The organism is Sphingopyxis bauzanensis, from assembly GCF_002205675.1.
In the GTDB taxonomy this organism is placed as follows: domain Bacteria; phylum Pseudomonadota; class Alphaproteobacteria; order Sphingomonadales; family Sphingomonadaceae; genus Sphingopyxis; species Sphingopyxis bauzanensis.
In genome coordinates, this window is sequence record NZ_NISK01000001.1 from 320,869 (window position 1) to 347,178 (window position 26,310).

The following is a 26,310-nucleotide window of genomic DNA, read 5'->3' on the forward strand; positions in this document are numbered from 1 at the left end:
CGCCCGACCGACTAAGAATTTCCGCCGTCGCCATCATCGTCGGCCTTAAATATCTGATTTGGCGTGGCTTTGCCATATTAGTGCAACAAGTCCGGTTTGCTGCCCGAGACTCCCCCGAATTCCGCCTTAAAATCTGCAACGGCGACCCGTTAATTGGCGCATGACCAGCAATGCTACACCATCGACCGAGCCGGTAGGACGGCTTCTGGATTGGCTGGGGCTCCGCCGCAGACAAGGCGCGCCCCCTGCAGGGAGGAAGGCGCCGCCCGACGGCAGCGGGACGCGCGATCTGGCGCGGCTCGCCCGGCACCAGCTGATCGGCACGATCATGGCGTTTCTGATTGACAATGACCTTGATGTTTCTCCCGGCAACCTGCTGATCGCCCACGCCGCCTTTTCAGGGATGAACCCGCCGCTGGCGCGCCAGATCACCGCGCGGTCGCTATCGGCGGAGGGTATCACCCAGCCATGGCTGAACGAGCTCGGCGAGCAGAGTGGAAACCGCGCCGACCATGCCGATCTCGACCGTCTGATGACGCGGCTCGAAACCAATCTTGAATCCTTTCAGGTCCACGCCAAGGAAGCGCGGACGGTCACCAGCGACTACGGATCCGAACTCGAACAGCATGTCGACGATTTGGAACAATTGCAAAAAACCGGACGGATCGTGTCCAGCCTCGCCGACCTTGCCCGAGTGATGCTCGAACGCACGCGCACGGCCGAGGATAATATGCGCAAGAGCGAGGACGAAGCCAAGGCGCTGCGCCGCAGCCTCGAACGCGCCAAGCGCGATGCCGAAGTCGATTTTCTGACCGGCCTGCCCAATCGCCGCGCTTTCGAAATCCTGCTCGAACGTCATTTCAAGGAAGCTCGCGCCGCCTGCGAACCGCTGAGCGTCGCCTTTTGCGACATCGACGAATTCAAGAAGGTCAACGATATCCACGGCCATGAGGCGGGCGACCGGGTGATCAAAGCCATTGCCGACACGCTCGCACGCATTTCCGACGACCGTTGTCATGTCGCGCGGCATGGCGGTGAGGAATTTGTCATGCTGTTCCGCGGCCTGACCCCGACCCAGGCCGCCGAGCGGCTCGACGAGGCGCGCGAAGGCCTCGCCGAACGCCGCCTGATCAACCGCAAGACCGACGAACCCTTCGGACAGATCACCTTCTCGGGCGGCGTCGCCGATGTCTTTGGCTATGGCGAAACGCGCGGCGCGCTCAAAGCCGCCGACGAGGCACTGTACAAGGCGAAGGCCGGCGGCCGCAACCGCATCGAACTCGCTGACCCGGCGTAAACGGAACTTCCCGGACAGGAGCGAATGCCGCGGTTAATGCGCGCCAGTGTGCCGTAGCCGCGGCATTCGCCGTTTGTTCAACGGCTCCAACGCGCAAAGATCGCGGTCGGTAGCAGCAGCCCCCGCGTTTCTTCACGCACCGCCAGCTCGCCGCATTCGACCTTACCGGGCAGGTCAGCAAACAGCTGCGCCAGCAGCTCACCGATCGCCAGCGCCGACATGCGGACGGCATAGACGGTCAGGAACAGCGCGCGGCTGTCGGCGTCAAGCAATTGCCGGCAATCGGTCAGCAGCGGCGCCAGCCCCTCCTCGAGCTGCCAGCGTTCGCCGGTCGGGCCGCGCCCGAATTTCGGCGGATCGAGCAGGATCGCATCATAGCGCTTCTCGCGCCGCACCTCACGCGCGGTGAACTTGCCGGCGTCGTCCAGGATCCAGCGCACCGGCTTGTCCGCCATCCCCGCCAGCGCCGCATTCTCACGCGCCTGCCCCACCGACTTTTTCGAGGCATCGACATGCGTCACCGACGCCCCCGTCGCGGCGAGCGCCTGGCTGCCGACGCCGGTGTAGCCGAAGAGGTTGAGGAACACCGGATCGGGCTTGTCGGCGACCTGCGCGCGCAGCCAGTCCCACACGGGGGCCATGTCGGGGAAGAATCCCAAATGGCGGAACGGGGTGCATTGCGCCGTAAAGCGCGTCTCGCGCCACGCCAGTGGCCAGCCTTCGGCCGGGACGGGCTTGTTATAATACCAGCGCCCGCCGCCATCATCGTCCGACGCCGGGATAAACTCGCCGTCAGCGGCTTCCCATTCGCTGGCGGGCAGCGCGGGCGCCCACATCGCCTGCGGTTCGGGGCGAATGAAGCGATAGCGGCCATAGCGTTCGAGCTTGCGGCCGTTGCCACTGTCGACCAGCCCATAATCGTCCCACGCCTCACCGACCAGGGTGACAAGCGGCAACTGCTCAGCCACGCGCGGCTTCCGCCAGCACATAGGCCTTCACGGCGTCATAGTCGCCCGGCAGCCGTTCGTAACGCTCTTCGCGGTCGAACAGATTGCCCAGCCGCGGCGGCAGCGACGGACGCACCCCGGTCGAACGCTCGACCGCCTCACGGAACTTTGCCGGATGCGCCGTCGCCAGCGTGACGACGGGAATGTCGGCGTCGATCTCGAGCGCACGCGCCGCGGCAAGGCCGACGGCACTGTGCGGGTCGATCACCTGCCCGCCATGCTCCTGCGCCCAGCGCAGCGCGAGCGCCATCGCGTCGCCGTCGATGCTCGCGCTCGAAAACAGCCCGCGGGCGCCCGTCAGCATGTCGGCGGGGATCGTCATCGCGCGATTGCGGTCGAACTCGCCCATCATCGCGGTAATCGCGGCACCGTCGCGGCCCGACAGGTCGAACAGCAGGCGCTCGAAATTGCTGCTGACCTGAATGTCCATGCTGGGGGTCGCCGTCGCGGTCACCGTCCCGGCGCTATAGTCGCCATTGGTCAGCGCACGGTGCAGGATGTCGTTGACGTTGGTCGCGACGACCAGCCGCGCGATCGGCAGTCCCATCTGCGCCGCGACATAGCCCGCAAACACATCGCCGAAATTGCCCGTCGGCACGCTGAACGCAATCGGTCGGTCCGGACCGCCGAGGCGGACGGCGGCATAGAAATAATAGACGACCTGCGCCATCAGCCGCGCCCAGTTGATGCTGTTCACCGCCGATAACGTCAGTTGGCCGCGCGCCTCGTCGTCGCCGAACAGCCGCTTCACCATTGCCTGTGCATCGTCGAAGCTGCCGTCGAGCGCGATATTGTGGACGTTGGGCGTCAGCACCGTTGTCATCTGCCGCCGCTGCACGTCGCTGACGCGGCCCTCGGGATGCAGCATGAAAATCTGGATATGCTCACGCCCTGCCACAGCTTCGATCGCCGCCGATCCGGTGTCGCCCGACGTCGCGCCGACAATCGTGATGTTCGTGTCGCCACCGCTCAGGAATTTCTCGAACAGCTGGCCCAGCAGTTGCAGCGCAACGTCCTTGAACGCCAGCGTCGGGCCGTGGAACAGTTCGAGCAGCCAGTGGCGATGGTCGAGCTGGACCAGCGGGGTCACCGCATCATGGCTGAAACTGCCGTAGGCGGCGCGGCACAGCTGGCGCAGCTCGTCCTCGGTCAGCACGCCTTCGACGAACGGGCGCATGACGCGCACCGCGGTTTCGGCATAGTCGAGCCCCGCAAGCGCGCGGATGTCCTCGACCGCCATCTGCGGCCAGCGCGCAGGCAGATAGAGACCGCCGTCGCTGGCAAGGCCCGCGAGCGTGGCGGCACGAAAGTCGAGGGTCGGCGCAGAGCCGCGGGTGCTGATATATTCCATGGCGTCCCAGCGCCTAGCGGGCCAGCCTCAAGGCCGCAAGCGGCGACGGACAGCCAGAAAGTAGATGATCAGCGCCGCGGCGGCGAACAGGAACCACTGCACGGCATAGGCGAGATGATTATTGGGCGTATTATCAGCCGACGGCACCGCACTTGGGCGCAGGCCCGCAGCGGGTGTGTCGGCGATCAGCATCGCCCGCGCGGGCATATCCTTGCCCGCGGCGCGCTCCATCACCGTCGGCTGGTCGGGGCCGGGGACGATCGTCCCCTGCACGACCCCGCCGGTCCATTTCGGCGGCGTGAAATCGTCGCCGATGCCGACATCGACCAGCACCCCCGGGCCTTCGGCGCCGGTGCGGCAGTCGGCGATCATGCGAAAGCCCGCCTTGCCCTTCTGGTCAGTGCCACTGCGCGGATCCCAGCGCACGGGTTCGAGGCAGACAACGCTGCTTTTGCGGAACAGATAGGCGTCGGCGACCTGCGGCAGTTGGGGATAGGTGACCAGCGACGACATCGCCATGTTGCGCTGGTACAGCGCGACCAGCGCTTCCTTCTCGTTCTTGCGCTGGAGCTGCCACACCCCCAGCGCGATCATCACGAGCACCGCGACGATAACGACGATCGTCGGGATCAGCGGCCAGCGCCGCGGCGGAGGCGTTGCGGCATCAGTCACGCGGTTCGTCCACTTGTCGACCCTCGGCCGCTTGCCGCTGGTGCTCGCTCGCCAGCAGCGCCCCCTTGGCGACGCGCAGGCCATAAACCACCGCGGCGGCGGTCAGCGGCATCCACAGCACGACGTGAACCCACAAGGGCGGCTGGACTGCGGCATCGAGCGCCAGTGCGAGCGCGACGAGCAAGGCGCCGATGATCAGGGTCAGGAACGCCGCGGGGCCGTCGCCGACATTGTAGCGGCCATAGTCGAGCCCGCAGGCTTCACATTTCGCGTGAAACTGCACCGGCCCATCGAACAAGGTTTTGGCGCCGCATTCGGGGCAAAGGCCAAAAAGGGCAGCGCGCCAGACCGGCGGCTGCCCCTTTGGAATGATAGTGCCGTCGGGCAATTTAGTGCGCGGCGACCGGCGCGCCCCAGCCACCCCAGACGTAAATAATGATGAACAGGAACAGCCACACCACGTCGACGAAGTGCCAGTACCACGCAGCCGCTTCGAAACCGAAATGCTGCTTGGGGGTGAAGTGACCCTTGTAGGTACGGACGAGACAGACAATCAGGAAGATCGTGCCGACCAGAACGTGGAAGCCGTGGAAGCCCGTCGCCATGTAAAAGGCCGAACTGTAATTGCTCTGACCAAAGGCGAAGGGTGCGGCGGCATATTCATACGCCTGGATCGCCGAGAAGATCGCGCCCAGGATGATAGTCGCCCACAGGCCTTTTTTCAGGCCGTCGCGGTCGCCGTGGATCAGCGCGTGGTGCGCCCAGGTGATCGTCGTTCCGGAGCAGAGCAGGATCAGCGTGTTGAGCAGCGGCAGCGAGAAAGCGTCGATAACCTCGATGCCCTTCGGCGGCCACTGGGTGATCGCCGCCGCGCCGTCTTGGCCAAACAGCGAGGTCACCGCGCCATCGACATATTCGATCGGCACCGGGAACAGGGTGAAGTCGAACCACGCCCAGAACCAGCCGACGAAGAACATCACTTCCGACGCGATGAACAGGATCATGCCGTAACGCAGATGGAGCTGGACAACCGGGGTATGGTCGCCGGCATGCGCTTCGTTGATGACGTCCGACCACCAGCTGAAGAAGGTGGCGATCACGCCCATGAAGCCCAGGCCGAGTACCCATTTGCCGACGCCGCCGAAATAATCGTCGTGCATAAACATCACGAGGCCGAAGAACATCACCAGCGCGGCGAACGAGCCGATCAGCGGCCAGACGCTGGGATTTACGAGGTGATAGTCATGATGTTTCGCACCGGACATGGCGTTTTTCCCGTTTTTTACAGCCCCAGCATCGCGATTCCCCATCGCTCGCCGGTCTTGTTTGGACTCTGATCGCGGCCTTAGCTCGCCTTTTTACCCTCGTCTACAGGATGAAAGGTGTAGCTGAGGGTGATTTCCTGGATGTCGCGCGCGTCCGGATCGTCCATGATCTTGGGATCGACGAAGAACAGCACCGGCATCCGCATCTGCTGCCCCGGCTCCAACCGCTGTTCGGTGAAGCAGAAGCACTGGATCTTGGTGAAATATTTGCCCGCCTGCGTCGGCGTGACGTTGAAACCCGCAGTGCCGACGACCGGCTTCGACGAATTATTCTCGGCGATAAAGATCGCCATGTCGCGCGCACCGATGCTGACCGTATCGGTCGGATGTTCGGGATAGAATTTCCACGGCAGGCCGGGCGAGACATTGGCGTCGAAACGGACCGATACCGTTCTCGACAGAACCACCGGGTCCGCCGCGGCAGCAACCGGATCGTAACGCTGCGTCGTGCCGCCAAATCCGGTCACGCGGCAGAACAGATCGTAAAGCGGCACCGCCGCGAATCCCAGCCCGACCATCGCGAGCGCCAGCGCCGATGCAAGGCTCGCGGTCTTCGCTTTGGGGGACAGGCGTGCAATCATGCGAATATCTGGATTTTGGCGATGGTGATGAAGAAGAACAGGATCGCGAGACCACCAAGCATCCACGCCATCATATTGGCGCGGCTGCGCTGGCGGCGGCGATATTCAACCTCGTCAAAGGGCTCGCGATTCGGATTTTCGGTCATAATGGCCACCAATGATCGGCAACAACGGCGCCGAAGAGAATGAAAAGATAGGCGATTGAATAAGCGAACAGCCGCTTTTCGGGCTGCATCAGATCAGCGTCGCCTGTCTCGCGGATGCCGACCTGAACCGACAGCGCCACGAACAGCGCCGACAGGATGACCGCGGTCCACCCATAAAGCGCACCGGTATAGCCCAGCGGCCAGGGCGCGATCGCCGCCACCGCCATGATCAGCGCATAAAACAGAATCTGGCGCCGGGTCGATTTCTCGCCCGCGACCACCGGCATCATCGGGATGCCCGCTGCGGCATAGTCCGAGCGCATGAACAGCGCGAGCGCCCAGAAATGCGGCGGCGTCCACAGAAAGATCAACAGGAACAGCATGACCGGCAGCGGCGCGATGCTGCCCGTTGCAGCGACCCAGCCGATCAACGGCGGAAACGCGCCTGCCGCGCCGCCGATGACAATATTCTGCGGCGTCCGCGGCTTCAGCCACATTGTATAGACAAAGACGTAGAAGAGGATCGACGCCGCCAGCAGCAGCGTCGCCTGCCAGTTCGACGCGAACAGCATCAGGAACAGCGAGAATGCCGCGAGGCCAATCCCGAATTGCAGCGCCGTCTGCGGGTCGAGCCGCCCAGCGGGCAGCGGCCGTCCGGCGGTGCGCTTCATCTTGGCGTCGAGACCCGCCTCATACCACTGGTTCAGCGCACCCGACGCCCCTGCCCCTAGTGCGATCGCGAGGATCGACGCAAAGGCCAGGACGGGCGGCACGCTGACCGGGGCAGCGAGCAACCCGCACAGCGCGGTGAATACCACCAGCGACATGACGCGCGGCTTTGTCAGCGCGAACAGGTCGCGCCAATCGGCCGGAAGGGCCGTTTCGCCGTGGGTGAGGCTTTGCGCCATAATAACTCCGGACCGTCACGCGGCCCCCCGCTGCACAGCAGCGGGGAAACCGTCGATCAGGCGATACGCGGCAGTTCGTTGAACTGGTGGAACGGCGGCGGGCTCGACAACGTCCATTCGAGCGTCGTCGCGCCTTCGCCCCAGGGATTGTCGGCAGCCTTCTTGCCCGCGACCAGCGACCACAGGATGTTCACGAAGAAGATCAGGACGCCAACCGCCATGATGACATAGCCGTAGGACGAGATCAGGTGCCAGAAAGCATAGGCTTCGGGATAATCCGGGTAGCGGCGCGGCATGCCCTGCTGGCCCAGGAAGTGCTGGGGGAAGAACAGGACGTTGACGCCGATGAAGAAGATCCAGAAGTGCAGTTGACCCAGGAACTCGTTGTACATCCGCCCCGACATCTTCGGGAACCAGTAATAGAAACCGGCGAAGAGCGAGAACACCGCACCCAGCGACAGCACATAGTGGAAGTGGGCAACGACATAATAGGTGTCGTGCAGGTTGGTGTCGACCCCGCCGTTGGCGAGCACGACGCCGGTCACGCCGCCGACGGTGAACATGAAGATAAAGCCGAGCGACCAGACCATCGGGGTCTTGAAGCTCATCGACCCGCCCCACATCGTCGCGATCCAGCTGAAGATCTTGATCCCGGTGGGGACCGCGATGACCATCGTCGCGGCGGTGAAGTACATCTTCAGGTTCACCGACATGCCGACGGTGAACATGTGGTGCGCCCACACGATGAAGCCGACGACGCCGATCGCGACCATGGCATAGGCCATGCCGAGGTAGCCGAACACCGGCTTGCGGCTGAAGGTCGAGATGATCTGGCTGACGATGCCGAAGCCCGGCAGGATCATGATGTACACTTCGGGGTGGCCGAAGAACCAGAAGAGATGCTGGTAGAGGACGGGATCGCCGCCACCTGCCGCATCATAGAAGGTGGTACCAAAGTTACGGTCGGTCAGCAGCATGGTGATCGCGGCAGCCAGAACCGGCAGCGCGAGCAGCAGCAGGAAGGCGGTGACCAGCACCGACCACACGAACAGCGGCATTTTGTGGATCGTCATCCCCGGTGCGCGCATGTTGAAGATGGTGGTGATGAAGTTGATCGCCCCCAAAATCGACGCCGCGCCCGCAAGGTGGAGCGAGAAGATGGCCATATCGACCGCCGGCCCGGCCGACCCGCTGGTCGAAAGCGGAGCGTAAACGGTCCAGCCGGTACCGGCACCCAGGCCGCTGCCGCCCGGGACGAACATCGACCCGACCAACATGACGAAGGCGACGAAGGTCAGCCAGAAGCTGACATTGTTCATGCGCGGGAACGCCATGTCGGGCGCGCCGATCATCAACGGCACGAACCAGTTGCCGAAACCGCCGATCATCGCAGGCATGACCATGAAGAACACCATGATCAGACCGTGCGCCGTGATCATCACGTTCCAGAAATGCTTACCCTGAACGTCGCCCGCGGCGCCGTCGAAGAACTGCGCCCAGCCGGTCAGATACTGGATGCCGGGTTCGGCGAGCTCAAGGCGCATCATCCCCGAAATCACGCCGCCAACGATACCGGCGACGATTGCGAAAATCAGGTAGAGGGTGCCGATGTCCTTGTGGTTCGTCGACATGAACCAGCGGACGAAAAAGCCCGGGGTGTCGTGATCATGGTCGTCATGCGCGTGATCGGCATGGCCATGGGCGGGTGCAGTTGCAGCGATATCGGTCATCTGTCGGACCCCTTATTAATTCGTGGCGGCCGGCGCGGCGGCAGGCGCCGCTGCCGGGACAGCTTCGGTCGTGGTGGTGGCCGGCGTCGCGGCGGGCGCCGGTGCAGCGGCAGCCACTGCCGTTACGGGGCCAGCCGGATTGCCGCCCTTCGAGCGGACCCAGGCCTCCCACCTGTCGACGGGCAACACTTCGACGGCGATCGGCATATAGCCATGATCGACACCGCACAGTTCCGAACATTGGCCGTAAAAGACGCCGACCTTGTTCGCGGTGAAGGTGGTTTCGTTGGCGCGGCCAGGGACCGCGTCCATCTTGGTCCAGAAGGCCGGGACCGCGAAGCTGTGGATCACGTCGGCGCCGGTGATGATCAGCTTGACCTGACGGCCAACCGGGACGACCATACGATTGTCGACCGCGAGCTGATAGGGCTCGCCTGCGGCCTTGGCATCTGCTTCGGGCAGCATTTTCGACACATATTCGCCGATACCCTGGTCGGGATAGGCGTAACCCCAATACCATTGGTATCCGGTGACCTTGATCGTCAGCGCTTCCTTCGACGGCGGTTCATATTGCTGCGCGAGCAGTCGGATCGACGGCACCGCGATCACCGCGAGGATCAGCACCGGAATGGCGGTCCAGATAATTTCGATGAAGGTGTTGTGTGTTGTTTTCGACGGAACCGGGTTGGCTTTGGCGCGGTAACGGAACACGACCCACAGCAGCAGGCCCAATACAAACAGCGTGATGACGGTGATCACCGGCAGCAGGATGACATTGTTGAACCAATAGGCCTGCTCGCCGACCGGGCTGACCTGCGGCTGGAAATCGATGCCCTTGGCGACAGGCTGGCCGATGCCGGGAGTGGGCTTCATCGGCACATAGTTCGCGTCGCCGGCCGGAACGGCCGCTTCGGTCGTCGCGGGAGCAGCCGTCGGCGCGGCTGCATCAGCAGCAATCGGAGCCGGATTCGCTGCGGTCGCCGCAACCGGTGCTTCGGCCGGAGCGGCAGCGGGTGCCTGCGCATGGCCGACGCTCACCGCGCCCAGCGACAAAGCTGCCGCAATTACAAGGGTTTTCAAGCTCTTCATAAGGATAGTGCCGCCCGTTGCCTGTTGTTCTTTATCATGGTTCCTCCCCTCTTCGGCAGCGGTCGGACAGGCGTCGCGACAGCCGGAGGATGGGCTGAATCTCGCGGGCGCTATAGACCCGCTTGCCGCTTGCCTCAAGCATCTCTAACACTATTTTACGGCTGGATAATCTTCGCCGCCAAAACCCGGTTTCCCGCACAGGGCGACGCACTGGATAAAAGAACAATTCTCCCATGACCGATGATGAAATCCTGGCCGAATTCCGCGCCGCCGAAGCCTTGCTCCAGGGCCATTTCCTGCTCTCGTCCGGCCGCCACAGCGAATATTATCTGCAATGCGCGCGCGTGCTGATGGATACGGAGCGCGCCGGACGGCTAGCCGTCGCGCTCGCCGCGAAGCTGCCCCGCGACCTGAAACAGGCGATCGACGTCGTGGTGTCACCCGCGATGGGCGGCGTCATCATCGGGCATGAAATGGGCCGCGCGCTCGGCAAGCCCGCGATTTTCGTCGAACGGCCAACCGGCACCTTTGAACTGCGCCGCGGCTTCACCATCGAACCCGGTGCCAAAGTGTTGATGGTCGAGGATGTCGTGACCACCGGCCTGTCATCGCGTGAGGCAATGACGTGCGTCACAGCAGCCGGCGGCGAAGTGATCGCCGAGGCGGCGCTGGTCGATCGCTCGGCAGGCAGCAATGTCGAGCTAGGCGTCCCCTTCTATCCCCTCGTTGCGATAAACTTTCCCACCTATGCCCCCGACGAGCTTCCCGAACATCTGGCGGGCAGCGAAGCGATCAAGCCCGGGAGCCGCGCGAATTGACGGGTCGCCTCCGCCTTGGCGTCAACATCGACCATGTCGCGACGATCCGTAACGCGCGCGGTGGCGAGCATCCTGATCCGGTGCGCGCCGCCGCAATCGTCGCGGCGGTCGGCGGCGACGGCATCACCGCGCATCTACGCGAGGACCGGCGTCATATCCGCGACGATGATCTCGCACGCATTCAGGCCGCGACCGACCTGCCGCTTAATCTGGAGATGGCGGCGACCGACGAAATGGTCGCCATTGCGCTGCGCCATAATCCGCACGCCGCGTGTATCGTCCCCGAAAAGCGCGAGGAGCGCACGACCGAGGGCGGGCTTGACGCCGCAGGACAGCATAACCACCTTGCCCCCATCGTTGCGCGGCTCAATGACGCGGGCATTCGAGTCAGCCTGTTCATCGAGCCCGACGCGCGGCAGATCGAGGCGGCAATGATGCTGCGCGCGCCGGTCGTCGAGTTTCACACCGGCCGCTATGCGCATTGCGAGGGCGAGGAACGTGCGGTCGAACTGCAACGTATCGCCGATGCCGCGGCGCTGGCTTGGAAAAATGGCATCGAACCGCATGCCGGGCATGGCCTGACCTATGAGAATGTCGTCCCGGTTGCGGCGATCCCGCAACTCGCCGAGCTTAATATCGGGCATTATCTGATCGGCGAGGCGATCTTCACCGGGCTGGAAGATGCGGTGCGGCGAATGCGGGCGCTGATGGATGAGGCGAGAGGGTGAGCGGACCCCAAAATACCCTCCTGCTCGTCTCGGGTCTTCTGAAGGTCGGCACAACGCTGCTGATCCTGCTGATGTTCGCGAAGCTCGGGTGGGATGTCGCAAGCGGTCGCAATGTGGAAATTCCCCCGGTCTTGCTCATCGCGATCGGCGCGACGCTCGCCGCGCAGCTGGCAGCCTGGGCCGGCTGGCGCTTCGCCTCGCGCCGCCAAACCGAGGACCGCGGCAGGTGATCATCGGCCTCGGCTCCGACCTCTGTAATATAGAGCGTATCCAGAACTCGCTCGATCGGTTCGGCGAGCGTTTCGAAAACCGCGTCTTCACCGAAGTGGAACGCGCCAAGGCGGCGCGCCGCCCCTTCACCCGCGCCGGCACCTACGCCAAGCGTTTTGCGGCCAAGGAAGCTTTCTCGAAAGCTGTCGGCACGGGCTTCAAGCGCGGGGTGTTCATGAAGGACATCGGCGTCGTCAACGCGCCGTCGGGCGCGCCGACGTTGGCGCTGACCGGCGGTGCGGCGGTACGGCTCGCCGCGATGATCCCGGCAGATCACACCGCACACATCCACCTGACATTGACCGACGACCATCCGTGGGCGCAGGCGTTCGTCATCATCGAAGCAATCAAGGACTGACCGGACCATGGCGAAGAACAAGGCGCAGGACGACGGCAGCTGGAGCAAGCTGATCCGCGACATCGTGGTGATCCTGCTGCTCGTGCTGGGCATTCACAGTTGCGTTGCCAAGCCTTTCTATATCCCGTCCGATTCGATGATGCCGGTGCTGCGCAACGGCGACCGGCTGATCGTGAGCAAATATCCTTATGGCTGGTCCTATGCCTCAGTGAGTTTTCACCTTGCGCCCAAAACCGAAGGCCGCCTGTTCGGCAAGCTGCCCGAACGCGGCGACATCGTCGTGCTCGAACATCCGGTAACGCGGATCGACTATATCAAGCGCGTCATCGGCCTGCCCGGCGACACGATTCAGCTGACCAACGGCGAGCTCAGCATCAACGGCAAGCCGGTGAAGCGTGAGGTGCAGCCGCTGCTGGCAATCCCCGTCGATCCGAACCTGCCGAGCATGGGGAGCAGCATCGACCGTTTTATCACCCGCGGCGCCGACGGGCGCGAGATGCTCGAACTGCCGATCGTGCGCGAGACGCTGCCCGGCGGCGCGAGTTTCGATACCATCGATATGGGGCCGGGGTACACCACCGACGATTATGGCCCGATCAAAGTGCCCGCCCGCCATTTGTTCCTGATGGGCGACAACCGCGACGGCAGCGCCGACAGCCGGGTGGACACGTCGCAAAAGGGGCTCGGCGGCCCCGTCCCGTTCGATGTCATCGCGGGGCGTGCCGAGATCATCAGCTTTTCGACCGACGGCACCGCAATATGGTACAATCCGCTCAGCTGGTTCAACGCGCTGCGCTCTGGCCGCGCGGGAACCGACTTGCGCCCCGAACGTAGCAGCACGGCAAAATAGGGAGCGAGTTCATGGTGGAGCGGGTCGAGCGGAAAGAGCGCGCCCAGGCGCGTGCCAAGGCTACCGCAAACGCCCCCGGCCCGACCGAAATTCGCAGCCACCTCGTCCGCACCGAATTGCTCAAGGCCAGCGTCTGGCTCGGCCTCGCGCTGCTCATCGCCGCGTGCATCGTCCTGATCCAGCCGATCCTGCTGATTTTTGCTGCGATCGTCACGGCCGCGATCCTCGACGGCGGCACCCGCCTGCTCGGCCGCGTGCTGCCGATCGGACGCGGCTGGCGCCTCCTGATCGTCTGCCTGTCGGTGCTGCTCTTCATGATCTGGACCGCTATGTTCGCCGGATCGCAGATCGCGGCGCAGGCGGTAAGCCTGCAAAGCGTGGTGATGGCGCAGATCGAACGGCTGGCGGCATGGGCAAGCGATCAAGGCATGGGCAGCTTCCAGCTCGATACCAAGACGATCTCGGACAATTTCGCCGGCACCTTTGGCCGCGTCACCGCGGCAGTCGGCTCGGTCGTTGGCGCATTCACCAGCCTTGTGATGATCCTTGTCCTCGGCGTGTTCATTGCGATCGAACCGCGACTGTATGAGCGCGGCGTCGCGTGGATGCTGCCGATGAAGAACCGCGAAAATTTCTACATCACCACCGCGCGCATGGGGTTCACCCTGCGCCGGTTGATGGCGGGCCGCCTACTCGGCATGTTCGTCGAGGGGGTCGGCACCTGGCTTGCCTGCATGGCGGTCGGCATCCCGATGGCGGCCTTGCTCGGCCTGCTGACCGGGCTGCTCGCCTTCATTCCCAATATCGGCGCGATCGTTTCCGGCGTGCTGCTCGTGCTCGTTGGCTTTTCGGCCGGGACCGATGCCGGACTGTGGGCAATCGCTATCTATCTCGTCGTGCAGACGGTCGACGGCTATCTGATCGTGCCGATGGTCGCCAAAAAGACCGTCGACCTTGCCCCTGCGCTAGTGCTCGGCGCGCAGATCCTGTTCGGCGCGCTGCTCGGCATCATGGGGCTGTTTCTCGCCGATCCGATCGTCGCGATGATCAAGGTCGCGCTGGAGCGCGAGGCCGAGCGCAATGCTGGGGCCGCGCCGAAGGTTGGGAAAGCGGCGGCTGGCTAGAAGCGTCGCCCCCGCGAAGCCGGGAGCAGCTGTCGACGTAGCGCCAGGTTGTTCGCGGCGCCGCCTTTCGCGGGGTGGCAACGATCATATCAGGGCTGCGGAGGCGCACCCGGCGGCGGACCGGCCGGGCCAGCGCCGCCCGGCGCGCCCTGCATCATTTGTTGCTGCTGCATCATCTGCTGCTGTTGCTGCATCTGCTGCTGCATCGCGCGCACCTCGGCTTCCGAGCGGAAGTCGAGCAAGGTCACGTCGAAATGGAGCGTGCTGCCCGCGGGGATCGGTCCGGCTTCGCGGTCGCCATAACCAAGCTGCGGCGGGATGATGATCTTGTACTGGCCGCCCTTTTTCATCCGGGTCAGCGCCTCGGAAAAGCCGGGAACTACCTGCGCAACCTGCATCGGCGCCTGTTCATTGGCGTCGAATACGGTGCCGTCGTCGAGCTTGCCTTCATATTTGACCAGCACGACATCGGCCTTGGTCGGGCTCTTGCCCGTGCCTTCCTTGATAACCTCGAACCCGATGCGCGGGGTCACATGATATGCAAAGGCTGCCGCCGCTCCGAGCAGCGCGATCACGCCGATCCAGATCAGCCACAGGCCTTTATTGTTCACCGGGCGCAGGGGAACCGTCGTCACGCTCATTATCGCTGATCCTTACCGCTGCCCTGACGGGCCATATTGTCCGGCAAGCCTATAGGCGGAGCGGTGCGGGGCGGTCCAGCGTGAATTGTCGCGGCACGATCGTCGAGCGGGGCGAGCACTTCGGCAGGATCATCAATTCGAAACGCAGTGCCTCCCCTCCCGCCTGCGGGAGGGGAGAGGAAATGTCCGCCGCCCGACGTTCGCCAGCCCCATCCCAAACGAAAAAGGCGCCGCGGTTGCCCACAGCGCCTGTTTCACGATCCGAACCCTGAAAAGGAAGGACGGGTCTTACTTGATCCCGTCGCGTTCCATACGTTTGCGCTCCATCTTGCGGGCGCGGCGGACGGCGGCGGCGTGTTCACGCGCGCGCTTTTCGCTGGGCTTCTCGTAATGACGGCGCAGCTTCATTTCGCGATACACGCCCTCACGCTGCAGCTTCTTCTTGAGCGCGCGAAGGGCCTGGTCGACATTATTGTCGCGAACGATGATCTGCATGTGCCGTGTCGTCTCCGGTTCGTCCAACGATCAAGGTGGCCGGATGTCCGGTCCGCCAAAAATCGCCGATATAAGGGCAATAAAAGAAGCGCCGCGAACCCGCGACGTTCCGATGGCTGGGCCGATAAGGGGATTCGCGGCGAAATGCAAGCCCCTGCACGGCAAAACCCCCTGCCCCGCTGATGAACCGCCCGGCCCGCTTGCGGGATTGTGCCGCCCCCTTGCCTTATGGCATAGGTAGCAGGACGAAACTAACATGACAAAGGGACAGGTGATGGCGACCCAGCTCAAACGCAACAGCAAATATAGCGAAGCCGAATGGACGGCGCGGCAGGAACTGGCCGCATGCTATCGGATTTTCGCGATGATGGGCTGGGACGAGATGATCTTTAACCACATCACGGTGAAGGTTCCGGACGAGGAAGGCGCCTTTCTGATCAATCCTTATGGCCTCCATTTCAGCGAAGTCTGCGCGTCGAACCTGATCAAGATCGACATCGACGGCAACAAGGTCGACGAGGACAATCCCTGGCACGTCAACAAGGCGGGCTTTGTCCAGCACAGCCTGTTCCACCGCGTCCTGCCTGACGCGCATGCGATCATTCACACCCACACCACCGCCACGGTGGCAGTCTGCGGGCTTGAAGGCGGACTCCAACCGGTCAATTTCTATGCCTGCAATTTTGCCGGCCAGCTTGCCTATCATGACTTCGAAGGAGTGACGGTGCGCGAGGAGGAAGGCGAGCGCCTCGTCCGGAACCTTGGCGACAAGCGCATTCTGATGCTCAAGAACCATGGCCCCGTCGTGATGGGCAAGACCCTGACTGAAGCGTTCATCAAATATTGGGCGCTCCAGCGGGCGTGCGAGATCCAGCTCGCGACGATGAGCATGGGCAAGCCGATCACGGTTCCACAGGACGTGATCGCGGTCCACCAGCGCGACCTGTTCATGGCCTCGATCCCCGGACAGGCGGGCAAGGCCGAATTCGACGCGATGGTGCGCAAGGTCGACAAGACCGACACAAGCTGGCGTGACTAATCCGGCAGCTCGGCTAAATCTTCGCGTATGACGCGATTCTCAGTCAACGACCGTCCGGTCGAATATCGGATGGAACCCGAAACGCCCCTGCTGTGGGCGCTGCGTGACGCGTCGAACCTGACCGGGACCAAATATGGCTGCGGGACGGGCGAATGTGGCGCCTGCACCGTCGATATCGACGGCGAATCGATCCGCAGCTGCATGGTGACGATCGCCGAGTGCGAGGGGCGCTTCGTCACCACGATCGAAGGCTTGTCGCGCGACCGCAGTCATCCGGTGCAGCAGGCGTGGGTCGCTGAACAGGTGCCGCAATGCGGATTTTGCCAGTCGGGAATGATCATGGCCGCCGCTGCGCTGCTGCGCGCGAACAGCAACCCCAGCGATGCCGAGATCGACGCCGCGATCACCAACATCTGCCGCTGCGGCACCTATCCGCGCATCCGTACTGCGATCCGCCGTGCCGGTCGTGTCCTGCGCGGCGAAGAGCGGATCGCCGCCGCGCCCCCGCCTGGCATTCGGCCTGAAGATGCCGCGCGCGCCGTCCCCGCACTGCGCCTGCCGCCCGGCACCTGAACCCGGCTGTTCATGTAGCTGAACCGCAGGCAACAGCATGGTTCAGCCGCCGATCATCTTGCCCCCGGTAACACATGATTCATCATCCCGGCTGGCCTCTCCAGCATTCGGGACATGAGTTGGAGAATGGCGAGATGAAAAAGATGTTCGGAGGGTTGCTGATCGCTGCGACGATCCTGACGCCCATTGCCCCGGCCGCCGCGCAGGCGTCGGGCGAGCGCATACAACTGGCGCAGCGCGGCGACGGTGATCGTGGAACCCGCGGCGACCGCGGACCGCGCGGTCCTGAAGCCCGCCGCGGCAACAGCGGCGGCGAAGCGCGCGTTCAGCGTCAGCAGGCGCAGCCCCGCGCCGAGCGCCCGCAACGGCGCGAGATGCGCCAGCAGCGCAGCGAAGTCCGTCAGCAACAGCGTGGCAATGATCAGCAGCGACAGGCGCAGCGTCAGCAGTGGCAGCAGCGGGGCAATGAGCAGCGCCAACAGGCTGCTCAGCGTCAGGCCGCTCAGGCCCAGGCGCAGCAGGTCCAGCGCCAACGCGGCGGCACCTATGACCGCAACAATGACGGCCGCATCGACCGCCAGTGGGACCGCAACCGCAACGGCCAGGTCGATCAGCGTTATGATCGCAACGACAACGGACGCGTCGATCGCCGCTATGACCGCAATCGCAACGGCGACCTCGACCGCCGCTGGGATCGCAACAACAACAACCGCATCGACCAGCGCGATGGGCGTTACGACCGCAACCGCGACGGCCAGATCGATCGGCGCTACGACCGCAACAACAACGATCGCGTCGATCGCCGTTACAGCGACCGCCGGGGCAATTGGAACCGGTCATGGCGTGACGACCGCCGCTACAACTGGCGCGATTACCGCCAGCGGTACAGCAGCCGCTACCGTTTGCCAGCCTATTACTCGCCGTACCGCAACCATCGCTACACGCGGTTCAGCATCGGCTTCAGCCTGGGTTCGCTGTTCTACAGCAACCGCTACTGGATCAACGACCCGTGGCAGTATCGCCTGCCGCCCGCCTACGACGGTTATCGCTGGGTCCGCTATTACAACGATGCGATTCTCGTTGATACCTACAGCGGCCAAGTCGTCGACGTGATCCACGATTTCTTCTGGTAAGTCCTTTCGATTACCTGAAGACAAACTCAAGGGGTCGGCTTGTCCGACCCCTTTTTTATGGGCTTGCCCTCCCCCGCCCGGCGCGCCACGGTGGCGCATCAGTCAGGGGGAACAGGATGCGCACAATCGGACTCGTCGCCGCGGCGACGCTCGCACTTTTGGGGGCCACCGCCGCGAACGCCAAAACCACCGTCATTTACGCCGGCCGCGTCATCACCGACGCTGACAAGCCCACGCAGGGTCCGTCTACGATCGTCATCACCGACGATCGCATCACGTCGATCACCGCGGGGCGCAGCGCAGCGCCTGCCGACGCCGAAGTCATCGATCTGGGTGACAAGACGCTGCTTCCTGGCCTGATCGACCTTCACGTCCACCTGACCGGAGACCCAGGCGGCGACTATCGCAGCGAGGCGGTCGATCCCGACGAATGGGGCGTCGTCGTCGGGGTGAAGAACGCGGGGATCACGCTCCGCGCCGGGTTCACCACGGTGCGGGAAGCCGGGTCAGCGCAATATAGTGCCTTCTCGCTCCGCCGCGGCACCGCGAACGGCTTCATCACCGGGCCGCGGATCATCGCTGCCGGTCCGGCGCTGTCGATCATCGGCGGCCATGGCGACGTGACCGGCTTTCGCGAGGACGTCCATGATGTGCTCGATCAGGGCTATACCTGCACCGGTGCGCTCGAATGCGCCGAAAAGGTTCGCAAGGCATCGCGCGCGGGCGCCGACATCATCAAGATTACCGCAACCGGCGGCGTCTTGTCGCAGCAGGGCCGCGGGCTGGAGGGGCATTTCACCAGCCCCGAATTGCAGAGCATCGCCGACACCGCGCATTCGCTGGGGTTGAAAGTCATGGCGCACGCCCATGGCGCGCGCGGCATCGAAGCCGCAGCGACGGCGGGGATCGACACGATCGACCATGGCACCTTTGCCGACGATACCGCACTGAAGGTGATGAAGGCCAAAGGCACCTATCTGGTCCCGACGCTGATGGCGTTCGAGGGCATTCGCGAGCGGCTCGGCAAGGGCATCTATACCCCGACGGTCGAAGAAAAGGTCCGCATGACGCTGGGCAGCGTCGGCAAGGCGGTAACGCGCGCCAAGGCGCTCGGCGTGCCCGTTGCCTTTGGCACCGACGCCGGGGTGTTCGAGCATGGCCGCAACGGCGGCGAGTTCGCGCTGCTGGTCAAGGCCGGGCTGACCTCGCGCGAAGCGCTGGCGGCCGCCACGACGGTTGCGGCGAAGGCGCTGTCGATGGAAAGCGAGATCGGCCGCCTTGCCCCCGGCATGTCGGCGGACATGATCGCGGTCAGCGGCGATCCGCTGGCCGATGTGACGGCGCTGGAAAAGGTCGAGTGGGTGATGGTACGGGGGCGGATCGCGGACTGATATTCCAGATCATCGCCCCGGCGAAGGCCGGGATGATGGACCTGTTCAAGCCGCGCGGCGCCCCCTTGCGCGCGCCGGTGCCACCGTCTTCAGCCCCAGCAACGCTTCCATATCGACCGCTTCGGCAAATTTGACCCCGACGCGGTTGCTGTCCGACCACCGCGCGTCGACGTCGAACGCCTGATCAGCGCCGAACTCCAGCGTCAGCCGCGTCCCCGGCGGGACATTCCACAATCCTTCGATCAGCGCGCCGCCCGGCGACATATTGCGGATGATCGCTTCATATTGATGCCCACCACTCGCAACCTGTATCGTGCGGAAAATCGTCAAACGCGGCTCACGCGTGCATTTATAGCCCCGCGCCTCGGCGTGCCCGCCGCCCTCGCGCAGTAGCGTCAGCATCTCGGCCAATTCCATCGGTCGCCCATAAATATAGCCCTGGACATGGCTGCACCCGAGCCCGCGGATCAACGCCAGATCATCGTGAGTCTCGACCCCTTCGGCGGTCGTTTCCATTTTCAGCGCCGTCGCGAGCCCGACGATCGACGAAATAATCGCGGCGTTCATGCTACTCGGATCGGCGGCGCCCAAAACAAAGCTCTGATCGATCTTGATCTTGTCGAACGGTGCTTTCTTCAAATAGCCAAGCGCGGAATAGCCGGTACCGAAATCGTCGAGCGCCAGCCGCACCCCAGTGCGTTTCAGCTGCCGGAACATCGCCAGGTTTTCCGGGCTCTCGTCGAGGAAGACGCCTTCGGTGATCTCCAGCTCGAGCTGTTCGGGGCGGATGCCCGCCGCCGAAACCGCGCTCAGGATCGTCGCGGGCAGCTTTTCATTGGCGAACTGGCGCGGCGACACATTGACCGCGATGCGGTAACCGGGCCCGACCAGCGCGATGCTCGCACAAGCGGTTCGGATAATCCATTCGCCGATCGGCACGATCAGGTTCGATTCCTCGGCAATCGGTATGAACTTCGACGGGCTGATCATCCCTTCGGTCGCATGGTGCCAGCGGATCAGCGCCTCGAACCCGGTGATTCGTTCGCTGCCGACGTCGACGATCGGCTGGTAAAGGAGCCGCAGCTCGTCCTTGACCAGCGCGTCGCGCAGCGCGTCCTCGATCGCTTTGCGTTCGCTCGCCTGATTGTGCATCGCATCTGCATAGAAACGATAGACGCCGCGCCCCGCGTCCTTCGCAGCATAGAGCGCCAGATCGGCGTTGCGGACCAATGCCGACGCCGAAACCCCCTGCCCTTCCGACACCGCGATCCCGACCGAACAACCGATACGAACCTGCTCGCCCTCGATCGAAAAGGGCTTGGCCAGACTCAGGATGATCGCATTGGCGATGCCCGACAGTTTTTCGGGCTGGCTCAGCTGCGGCACGACAATCTGGAATTCATCGCCGCCGAGCCGCCCGACCTGTCCCTTGTCGCCGACGATCTGCGTCAGCCTTCCGGCGACCTGTTGCAACAGCTGGTCGCCAACGGGATGGCCCAGCGTGTCGTTCACCGCCTTGAAGCGGTCGAGGTCGATCAGCAGCAGCGCGCACGGCTGCGGCTGCCCGATATGGCTTTTGAGCGCGCGTTTGAGCAGGTCGGTAATATGCGGCCGGTTGGCGAGCCCGGTGAGGGTGTCATAGCGTGCGAGTTGGTTGATCTCGCGCTCCGACCGTTTCTTTTCGGTCAGGTCGGTGCCGCTGCCCCGAAAACCCTGAAAATTGCCTAGTTCGTTGCTGATCGGCTGGCCCGAGATCGACCACCAGCGTTCTTCGCCCGTAACCGCGGCCTGCACCGTCAACTCCTTGAACGGGGTACGCGACGACAGGCTGAAGCCGAGCGTGCGCTCTTCATTCTCGTCATTGCCGATGCGTTTGCGAATGATGTCGGTAAACGGCCTGCCGACCAGATCGGATGCCGCCCCGCCAAGCCGCGCCGCCACGGTTGGCGAGATATAGACGAGCAGGCCATGGCGATCGGTTTCCCAGAACCAGCCGCGCCCCGCGCGTTCGAAATCGCGCATCAAATTGAGCGCGCGTTGCTGGTCGCTGACCGACAGCCGTGCCGCGCGCGTTGCGCAGCGCTGATGACGAATATCCTCGCGCATCATCATGATCAGCAGGGCGAGAAACACGCAGCCTGCGATCGCGAAGGGCCAGGATGCAATTCCGATCGCTCCGCCCAGCGCCGTCGCACCGGCAAAGGCGAAGAACGCCGGGCGCACAATTGCCGCTGCCGAAGCAGCGACGAGCAGCGATCCGATCTGGATGGCGGTAAAGGCATCAAAACTTTGGCGTCCGTCGGGAACGGCGACCGCCGCAAACATCGCGGCGGCATTGAGCAGGCTGCCCAATATGATCAGCCCCATGCTCGCCACGACCACCGCTCGCAATCTTCGGTGTAGCGCGGGGCGCGGCCGACGCATCAGCTGGCCGATGATCGTCAGGACGAGATCGAAAAACAGGCCTGCCGCCATCACCAGCCATTGCGACGGCTGGTCCAGGAAACCGGGAACGCCCGGCAGGAACGCAAAGGTCAGAAATGTCAGCGCGCGGCCGATCAGGAGATAGTGCCACAGCTGCGCGACGCGCATCAGGCGCGTCACGAACTCAGCCGAATCGAACATCGATTCGTCCGTCGTCACCTCGCCGACCACTGGCCGGATGATGCTACGCCGATCCCCCAATTTCCCGCTTGTCCTGCTCGTCTGGTCCACCTGGTTCAGTGACCAGACAGGGGTTTCCAATTCCTTACCAAGGACCGCTTGTTAACCCCGTTACTGTGCCAAAATGGATGCTATTCCGTTTCGCATCGCAACTTGTTATAGTGACCCGATGCCCGCCGTCCGTCTGCTCCCGCCCGACCGTTTCTTCGACCGCAGTGAGTGGGCCGCGATCACAGCCGCATCGCGCTGGCGCGGTATCTGGCTGGTCGCGCATGCGTGGATCGTCAGCATCGCACTGGTTGGGGTGGCTGCATGGTCGCAGAACCCGCTCGCATGGCTGATCGCGATCGTATTTGTCGGCGGGCGCCAGCTCGGCCTTGCCATCCTGATGCACGACGCTGCGCACGGCCTGCTGCATCCGGTGCGCAAGACCAACAATTTCCTCGGCCAATGGTTTACCGGCGCCGCAGTCGGGTCCGATCTCATCGCCTATCGCACCTATCATCTCCAGCATCACAAATTCACCCAGCAGGCCGAAGACCCCGATCTGGCGCTGTCGAAACCCTTTCCGACCACGCGCGCCAGTCTGGGGCGCAAGATACTGCGCGATCTGACCGGGCAAACCTTTTTCAAACAGCGCGTGACGCAGTTCGGCTTCGCGCTTGTCGGGCTGAAAGCGATGCTGCGCGGCGAAACGGCCGAAAAGGGTCGCGCCAGCACCACGGCGGGGACGCCGTTCAACAAACAGTCCGACGACGGCATGACGTCACCGACGGTCGATGTCGCGGGCGCGATGGCGGTGGCGCGCGCGGTGGGGCGGTTCCTGCTCGTACAGGCCGTGCTGCTAACGGCCTCGCTCGCGCTGTACGGATGGACGCCCTACCTGCTCTGGCTCGCGGGGCTAGCGACGACGTTCCAGCTGTACCTGCGCATCCGCAACATTGCCGAACATGCCTGCACGACGACGGGTAGCGATGATCCGTTCTCCCATGCCCGCACCACCCGCGCGGGCTGGCTCGCTCGCGCCACGGTTGCGCCATATTGGGTGAATTATCACTCAGAGCACCACCTGTTCATGGGGGTGCCCTGCTACCGGCTGGCCGAGGTTCACGGGATGCTCGGCCGCGCAGGGCGGCACGAATCAATGACGATCGCGCCGGGCTACGCCGCGGTGCTGCGGCAGGTGACGGCTAGGGGTTAACCGCGGTCCTGCGCGACGAAGCGCGCCCCGGCTCGATCCTTCTCGGTCGTTGCAGGGTCAAAGATCATCCCGTTCATCGCGATATAGACCCCGGGCGGCAAAATCTGCGCCGCCGCCAGAGCGAAACCGACGTTGAATTCGGCGTCGCTCGCGCGCACCGACGCGGGCTGCATCGCGCCGGTCATCACAATCGTCTTGCCCGCAATCCCTGCCAGAACTCGCCCGGTGAGCACCATCGTATCGGTGCCGTGCGTCACCAGGATGCGCGATGCATCGCTCGCTTCAACCGCCGCACGGATGGCGGCTCGGTCGGCATCGTCGAGTTCCAGACTGTCCTTGCGCATCAGCTGCGTCACCCGGTGCGGGACATGGACATTATTCTCGCGCAGCAGGTCGGGGATCGCCGCCGGGCCGATCTGGAATTCGGACAATGCGTCGAAATAGACTTTGTCGATCGTCCCGCCGGTGGTGAAGATTTCGATCATGCACATTCGTCCTGTACGCGCAAGGCTGGGGTGCCGTCGGGCGCGGCAAAGGGTTGCTTGAAGGTGAAAGCCTCGGCCGTCGGGCCGTTCGCGGCCAGCAGGTCGATCCGCGCCACACCCTCCGCCACCGTCGGGCGATGTCCGACGGGCACCCACCACAGCGCCTGAAACACGGCAATATGCTCGAACCACTCCTTGCGCCGCCGCATGATCGCCAGATGCTCGGGGTCGCGATAGACGAACGCCGCCAGCGCATCGACGTCGCGCCACACCGACATATTGGCAATGATGTGCGGGTCCTCGTTCACCGCCACGTCGGTGGCGTCATTGCCCTCGCCGACCAGCCGCCAGACAAAGCCCTCGCTTGCGTCGGCAATCGCATTCACTGCATCGAGGGCATCCATGAAATCGCGGTTGGCGACGTGATCGGCGGGCAGGCGGAAACGCGCGATATTGATCTGCGCCAGTTCATACTCCGCCATCTCATCCTCCCTCAGGCCAAAGCCTCGGCAATCAACCGCCGCGTATTGTCGATCCCGAACAGCGCGATAAAGCTGCCCATCCGCGGCCCGGCGCTCGACCCGAGCAGCGTTTCGTAGAGCGCCTTGAACCAATCGCGTAGGTTTTCAAAGTTATAGGCCTCGTTCTTGCCAATCTCGTACACGATGTTCTGGATGTCGTCGGCGCTCGCGTCGGCGGGCAGCGCCGCCAGCTTTGCGTCGAGATCAGCCAATGCGGCAACCTCGCCGCCCTGCGGCTTGCGCCGGTTGAGCGTCGGCGCAACATAGTCGCGGTTATACGCCATCGCATTGTCGATCAGCCGGTCGAGCTCAGGATGGGTCGTGGCATCGGCGCCATCGACATATTGACCAAGATAGCGCCAGATCTGGTCCTTCGACGCGTCCGCCCCCATCACCCCGACCAGATTGAGCAGCAGCCCGAACGTCACCGGCAATTCGGCGGCAGGAATAGCTTGCCCGCGCGCGACATGGACATGATGCACCGGATTGCCGAGCTTCTTCTCAGCATCCTGCGCCGGGTAATTGCCGCGCATCTGCAGATATTCGTCGACGGCCTTGGGGATCACCCCGATATGCAGCTGTTTCGCCGCCTTGGGCTCGCGATATGCGAAGAACGCGAGGCTCTCTTCGCTGCCATAATCGAGCCATTGATCGAGGCTGAGCCCATTGCCCTTCGACTTCGAAATCTTCTCGCCCTTTTCGTCGAGGAACATCTCGTAAATCAGTCCTTCGGGCTTCCGCCCGCCGAGCGCCTTGGCAATCTTGCCCGACTGGACCCCGCTATCGGTCAGATCCTTGCCATACATCTCGTAATCGACGCCGAGCGCGACCCAGCGCATCGCCCAGTCGACCTTCCATTGCAGCTTGGCACCGCCGCCCAGAACGCTCTGCGTGATCGTCTGGCCATCGTCCTCGAACGATACCAGTCCGGCATCGGCATCAACAACCGTCACCGGCACCTGTAACACCACGCCCGACGTCGGGCTGACCGGCAAGAACGGCGAATAGGTCGCAGCGCGCTCTGCGCGCAGCGTCGGCAGCATGATGTCGAGGATGTCCTGATTGTGACGCAGGACATTCTTGAGCGCCTCGTCGAACGCGCCCGACTTGTAGCGCTCGGTCGAGCTGACGAACTCATATTCAAAGCCAAAGCGGTCGAGAAACTCGCGCAGCATCGCGTTGTTATGATGGGCGAAACTTTCGAACTTGTCGAACGGATCGGGGACATCGGTCAGTGGCTTGCCGAGATATTCGGTGAGCATCGCATGGTTCGGGACATTGTCGGGAACCTTGCGCAGCCCGTCCATGTCGTCGCTGAACGCGACGAGCCGGGTCGGCGCGCCGGTCATTTGCTCATAGGCGCGGCGGACCATCGTCGTGCGTAGCACTTCGTTGAAGGTGCCGATGTGCGGCAGGCCCGACGGGCCATAGCCAGTCTCAAACAACACTGGCGCGCCGCCGGGCTTGCCGTCGGGATAGCGTTTGACCAGCTTGCGCGCTTCCTCGAACGGCCAGGCCTTGGACGTTAGCGCGGACTCGCGCAGCGAAGGTTGAGGGTGCAGGTCAGTCATGCGCCGCGCCATAGCGGCAAGAAGGCTCGATGGGAAGAAGCGCAGAAAACTGCGTAACTTCACTCGCGATTCGCCTTGCTGCACCGCTCCGACCAAGGCTTGAAGCCACAAAGGCACACCGCGGTGACATGCGCGCCGCGGTGGCATGCGAGCTGGACCAGCGCCGACCCCACTCCACCCGACGCGCCGACGATCAGCACCCGGTCCCCCGTGCAACCGCCGCGACGTCGAGGAAATGGAGCGCGGTGCTGGCGCCAAAGCTGAGTGTTGCGGCCTCGGCAAAGCTCAAGCCTTGCGGCTTCAGCGCGATCGGCACGCTTTCGGCGACCGCCAATTATCGTT

General features: G+C 63.7%; 29 protein-coding genes. 12 read left to right on the forward strand and 17 right to left on the reverse strand.

Translation table 11 applies throughout. The features are described 5' to 3' along the window. Window positions 1-160 precede the first annotated feature (160 nt). Window positions 161-1,297, forward strand: coding sequence for a sensor domain-containing diguanylate cyclase (locus CDQ92_RS01520; RefSeq protein ID WP_088439451.1), 1,137 nt, complete (start codon window positions 161-163; stop codon window positions 1,295-1,297). A gap of 77 nt (window positions 1,298-1,374) precedes the next feature. On the opposite strand, the gene CDQ92_RS01525 is transcribed toward CDQ92_RS01520, so the two are convergent. The 10 genes from CDQ92_RS01525 to coxB form a co-directional block, all read right to left on the reverse strand. Further along, complete coding sequence (locus tag CDQ92_RS01525; RefSeq protein ID WP_088440509.1) at window positions 1,375-2,253, reverse strand: class I SAM-dependent methyltransferase; 879 nt, start codon at window positions 2,251-2,253, stop codon at window positions 1,375-1,377. 4 nt (window positions 2,254-2,257) lie between these two features. Beyond that, window positions 2,258-3,655 carry a threonine synthase gene (gene thrC / locus CDQ92_RS01530; RefSeq protein ID WP_088439453.1) on the reverse strand — a complete coding sequence of 466 codons (1,398 nt, stop codon included), beginning with the start codon at window positions 3,653-3,655 and terminating at the stop codon, window positions 2,258-2,260. A gap of 27 nt (window positions 3,656-3,682) precedes the next feature. Beyond that, the gene (locus CDQ92_RS01535; protein ID WP_268239219.1) at window positions 3,683-4,327 is read right to left on the reverse strand and encodes an SURF1 family protein; all 645 of its coding nucleotides are present in this window, start codon (window positions 4,325-4,327) and stop codon (window positions 3,683-3,685) included. Next, on the reverse strand, window positions 4,320-4,715 hold the full coding sequence (locus CDQ92_RS01540) for a DUF983 domain-containing protein (protein WP_088440511.1): 396 nt from the start codon (window positions 4,713-4,715) through the stop codon (window positions 4,320-4,322). The genes CDQ92_RS01535 and CDQ92_RS01540 overlap by 8 nt, the downstream gene beginning before the upstream one ends. A gap of 1 nt (window position 4,716) precedes the next feature. Further along, window positions 4,717-5,592, reverse strand: coding sequence for a cytochrome c oxidase subunit 3 (locus CDQ92_RS01545; protein WP_088439455.1), 876 nt, complete (start codon window positions 5,590-5,592; stop codon window positions 4,717-4,719). 80 nt (window positions 5,593-5,672) lie between these two features. Then, on the reverse strand, window positions 5,673-6,233 hold the full coding sequence (locus tag CDQ92_RS01550) for a cytochrome c oxidase assembly protein (protein ID WP_088439457.1): 561 nt from the start codon (window positions 6,231-6,233) through the stop codon (window positions 5,673-5,675). Continuing rightward, window positions 6,230-6,379: a hypothetical protein gene (locus CDQ92_RS21315; protein WP_169714524.1), complete on the reverse strand. Its 150-nt coding sequence runs from the start codon at window positions 6,377-6,379 to the stop codon at window positions 6,230-6,232. Before CDQ92_RS21315 ends, CDQ92_RS01550 begins: the two co-directional genes overlap by 4 nt. After that, on the reverse strand, window positions 6,376-7,287 hold the full coding sequence (locus tag CDQ92_RS01555) for a heme o synthase (RefSeq protein WP_088439459.1): 912 nt from the start codon (window positions 7,285-7,287) through the stop codon (window positions 6,376-6,378). Before CDQ92_RS01555 ends, CDQ92_RS21315 begins: the two co-directional genes overlap by 4 nt. Window positions 7,288-7,343: 56 nt before the next feature. Next, window positions 7,344-9,017, reverse strand: coding sequence for a cytochrome c oxidase subunit I (ctaD, locus tag CDQ92_RS01560; RefSeq protein ID WP_088439461.1), 1,674 nt, complete (start codon window positions 9,015-9,017; stop codon window positions 7,344-7,346). 15 nt (window positions 9,018-9,032) lie between these two features. Beyond that, a complete protein-coding gene (coxB, locus tag CDQ92_RS01565; RefSeq protein ID WP_088439463.1) occupies window positions 9,033-10,106 on the reverse strand; it encodes a cytochrome c oxidase subunit II in 1,074 nt (357 codons plus the stop codon). Window positions 10,107-10,339: 233 nt separating this feature from the next. On the opposite strand from coxB, the gene pyrE reads away from it, so the two are divergent. From pyrE to CDQ92_RS01595, 6 genes are read left to right on the forward strand one after another with little or no spacing between them, the layout of a single operon-like run. Then, window positions 10,340-10,924 carry an orotate phosphoribosyltransferase gene (pyrE, locus tag CDQ92_RS01570; protein WP_088439465.1) on the forward strand — a complete coding sequence of 195 codons (585 nt, stop codon included), beginning with the start codon at window positions 10,340-10,342 and terminating at the stop codon, window positions 10,922-10,924. Next, on the forward strand, window positions 10,921-11,652 hold the full coding sequence (locus tag CDQ92_RS01575) for a pyridoxine 5'-phosphate synthase (protein WP_088439467.1): 732 nt from the start codon (window positions 10,921-10,923) through the stop codon (window positions 11,650-11,652). The genes pyrE and CDQ92_RS01575 overlap by 4 nt, the downstream gene beginning before the upstream one ends. Then, window positions 11,649-11,882: a hypothetical protein gene (locus tag CDQ92_RS01580; protein WP_088439469.1), complete on the forward strand. Its 234-nt coding sequence runs from the start codon at window positions 11,649-11,651 to the stop codon at window positions 11,880-11,882. The genes CDQ92_RS01575 and CDQ92_RS01580 overlap by 4 nt, the downstream gene beginning before the upstream one ends. Next, on the forward strand, window positions 11,879-12,280 hold the full coding sequence (gene acpS / locus CDQ92_RS01585; protein ID WP_088439471.1) for a holo-ACP synthase: 402 nt from the start codon (window positions 11,879-11,881) through the stop codon (window positions 12,278-12,280). Before CDQ92_RS01580 ends, acpS begins: the two co-directional genes overlap by 4 nt. 7 nt (window positions 12,281-12,287) lie before the next feature. Then, the gene (gene lepB, locus CDQ92_RS01590; RefSeq protein ID WP_088439473.1) at window positions 12,288-13,130 is read left to right on the forward strand and encodes a signal peptidase I; all 843 of its coding nucleotides are present in this window, start codon (window positions 12,288-12,290) and stop codon (window positions 13,128-13,130) included. An 11-nt stretch (window positions 13,131-13,141) separates the two neighbouring features. Beyond that, entirely contained in the window at window positions 13,142-14,254 is a 1,113-nt protein-coding gene (locus CDQ92_RS01595) for an AI-2E family transporter (RefSeq protein WP_088439475.1), read from the forward strand. Window positions 14,255-14,343: 89 nt separating this feature from the next. Here the strand turns inward: CDQ92_RS01595 and CDQ92_RS01600 are convergent, their stop codons facing one another. Both CDQ92_RS01600 and rpsU read right to left on the reverse strand, forming a co-directional pair. Continuing rightward, window positions 14,344-14,895 carry an FKBP-type peptidyl-prolyl cis-trans isomerase gene (locus CDQ92_RS01600; RefSeq protein ID WP_088439477.1) on the reverse strand — a complete coding sequence of 184 codons (552 nt, stop codon included), beginning with the start codon at window positions 14,893-14,895 and terminating at the stop codon, window positions 14,344-14,346. Between the two features lie 288 nt (window positions 14,896-15,183). Beyond that, complete coding sequence (gene rpsU, locus CDQ92_RS01605) at window positions 15,184-15,390, reverse strand: 30S ribosomal protein S21 (protein WP_037510267.1); 207 nt, start codon at window positions 15,388-15,390, stop codon at window positions 15,184-15,186. Window positions 15,391-15,664: 274 nt separating this feature from the next. On the opposite strand from rpsU, the gene CDQ92_RS01610 reads away from it, so the two are divergent. The 4 genes from CDQ92_RS01610 to CDQ92_RS01625 all read left to right on the forward strand — a co-directional run bounded on the left by CDQ92_RS01610 (window position 15,665) and on the right by CDQ92_RS01625 (window position 19,526). After that, on the forward strand, window positions 15,665-16,429 hold the full coding sequence (locus CDQ92_RS01610) for a class II aldolase/adducin family protein (RefSeq protein ID WP_088439479.1): 765 nt from the start codon (window positions 15,665-15,667) through the stop codon (window positions 16,427-16,429). A gap of 27 nt (window positions 16,430-16,456) precedes the next feature. Next, complete coding sequence (locus CDQ92_RS01615; protein ID WP_088439481.1) at window positions 16,457-17,002, forward strand: (2Fe-2S)-binding protein; 546 nt, start codon at window positions 16,457-16,459, stop codon at window positions 17,000-17,002. A gap of 74 nt (window positions 17,003-17,076) precedes the next feature. Then, window positions 17,077-18,135, forward strand: coding sequence for an RcnB family protein (locus tag CDQ92_RS01620; protein ID WP_229667618.1), 1,059 nt, complete (start codon window positions 17,077-17,079; stop codon window positions 18,133-18,135). A 116-nt stretch (window positions 18,136-18,251) separates the two neighbouring features. Next, on the forward strand, window positions 18,252-19,526 hold the full coding sequence (locus tag CDQ92_RS01625; protein ID WP_088439483.1) for a metal-dependent hydrolase family protein: 1,275 nt from the start codon (window positions 18,252-18,254) through the stop codon (window positions 19,524-19,526). A gap of 45 nt (window positions 19,527-19,571) precedes the next feature. On the opposite strand, the gene CDQ92_RS01630 is transcribed toward CDQ92_RS01625, so the two are convergent. Continuing rightward, window positions 19,572-22,151, reverse strand: coding sequence for an EAL domain-containing protein (locus tag CDQ92_RS01630; protein WP_229667619.1), 2,580 nt, complete (start codon window positions 22,149-22,151; stop codon window positions 19,572-19,574). A gap of 208 nt (window positions 22,152-22,359) precedes the next feature. Between CDQ92_RS01630 and CDQ92_RS01635 the strand changes: the two genes are divergently transcribed. Next, window positions 22,360-23,391, forward strand: coding sequence for a fatty acid desaturase family protein (locus CDQ92_RS01635; protein WP_088439487.1), 1,032 nt, complete (start codon window positions 22,360-22,362; stop codon window positions 23,389-23,391). Here the strand turns inward: CDQ92_RS01635 and CDQ92_RS01640 are convergent. The 4 genes from CDQ92_RS01640 to CDQ92_RS21275 form a co-directional block, all read right to left on the reverse strand. Further along, the gene (locus CDQ92_RS01640) at window positions 23,388-23,876 is read right to left on the reverse strand and encodes an asparaginase domain-containing protein (protein WP_088439489.1); all 489 of its coding nucleotides are present in this window, start codon (window positions 23,874-23,876) and stop codon (window positions 23,388-23,390) included. The genes CDQ92_RS01635 and CDQ92_RS01640 overlap by 4 nt on opposite strands. Next, complete coding sequence (locus tag CDQ92_RS01645; RefSeq protein WP_088439491.1) at window positions 23,873-24,358, reverse strand: DUF3291 domain-containing protein; 486 nt, start codon at window positions 24,356-24,358, stop codon at window positions 23,873-23,875. The genes CDQ92_RS01640 and CDQ92_RS01645 overlap by 4 nt, the downstream gene beginning before the upstream one ends. 11 nt (window positions 24,359-24,369) lie before the next feature. Next, entirely contained in the window at window positions 24,370-25,968 is a 1,599-nt protein-coding gene (locus CDQ92_RS01650) for a lysine--tRNA ligase (protein ID WP_088440513.1), read from the reverse strand. 193 nt (window positions 25,969-26,161) lie between these two features. Further along, the gene (locus CDQ92_RS21275) at window positions 26,162-26,302 is read right to left on the reverse strand and encodes a hypothetical protein (RefSeq protein WP_162291064.1); all 141 of its coding nucleotides are present in this window, start codon (window positions 26,300-26,302) and stop codon (window positions 26,162-26,164) included. Window positions 26,303-26,310 lie beyond the last annotated feature (8 nt).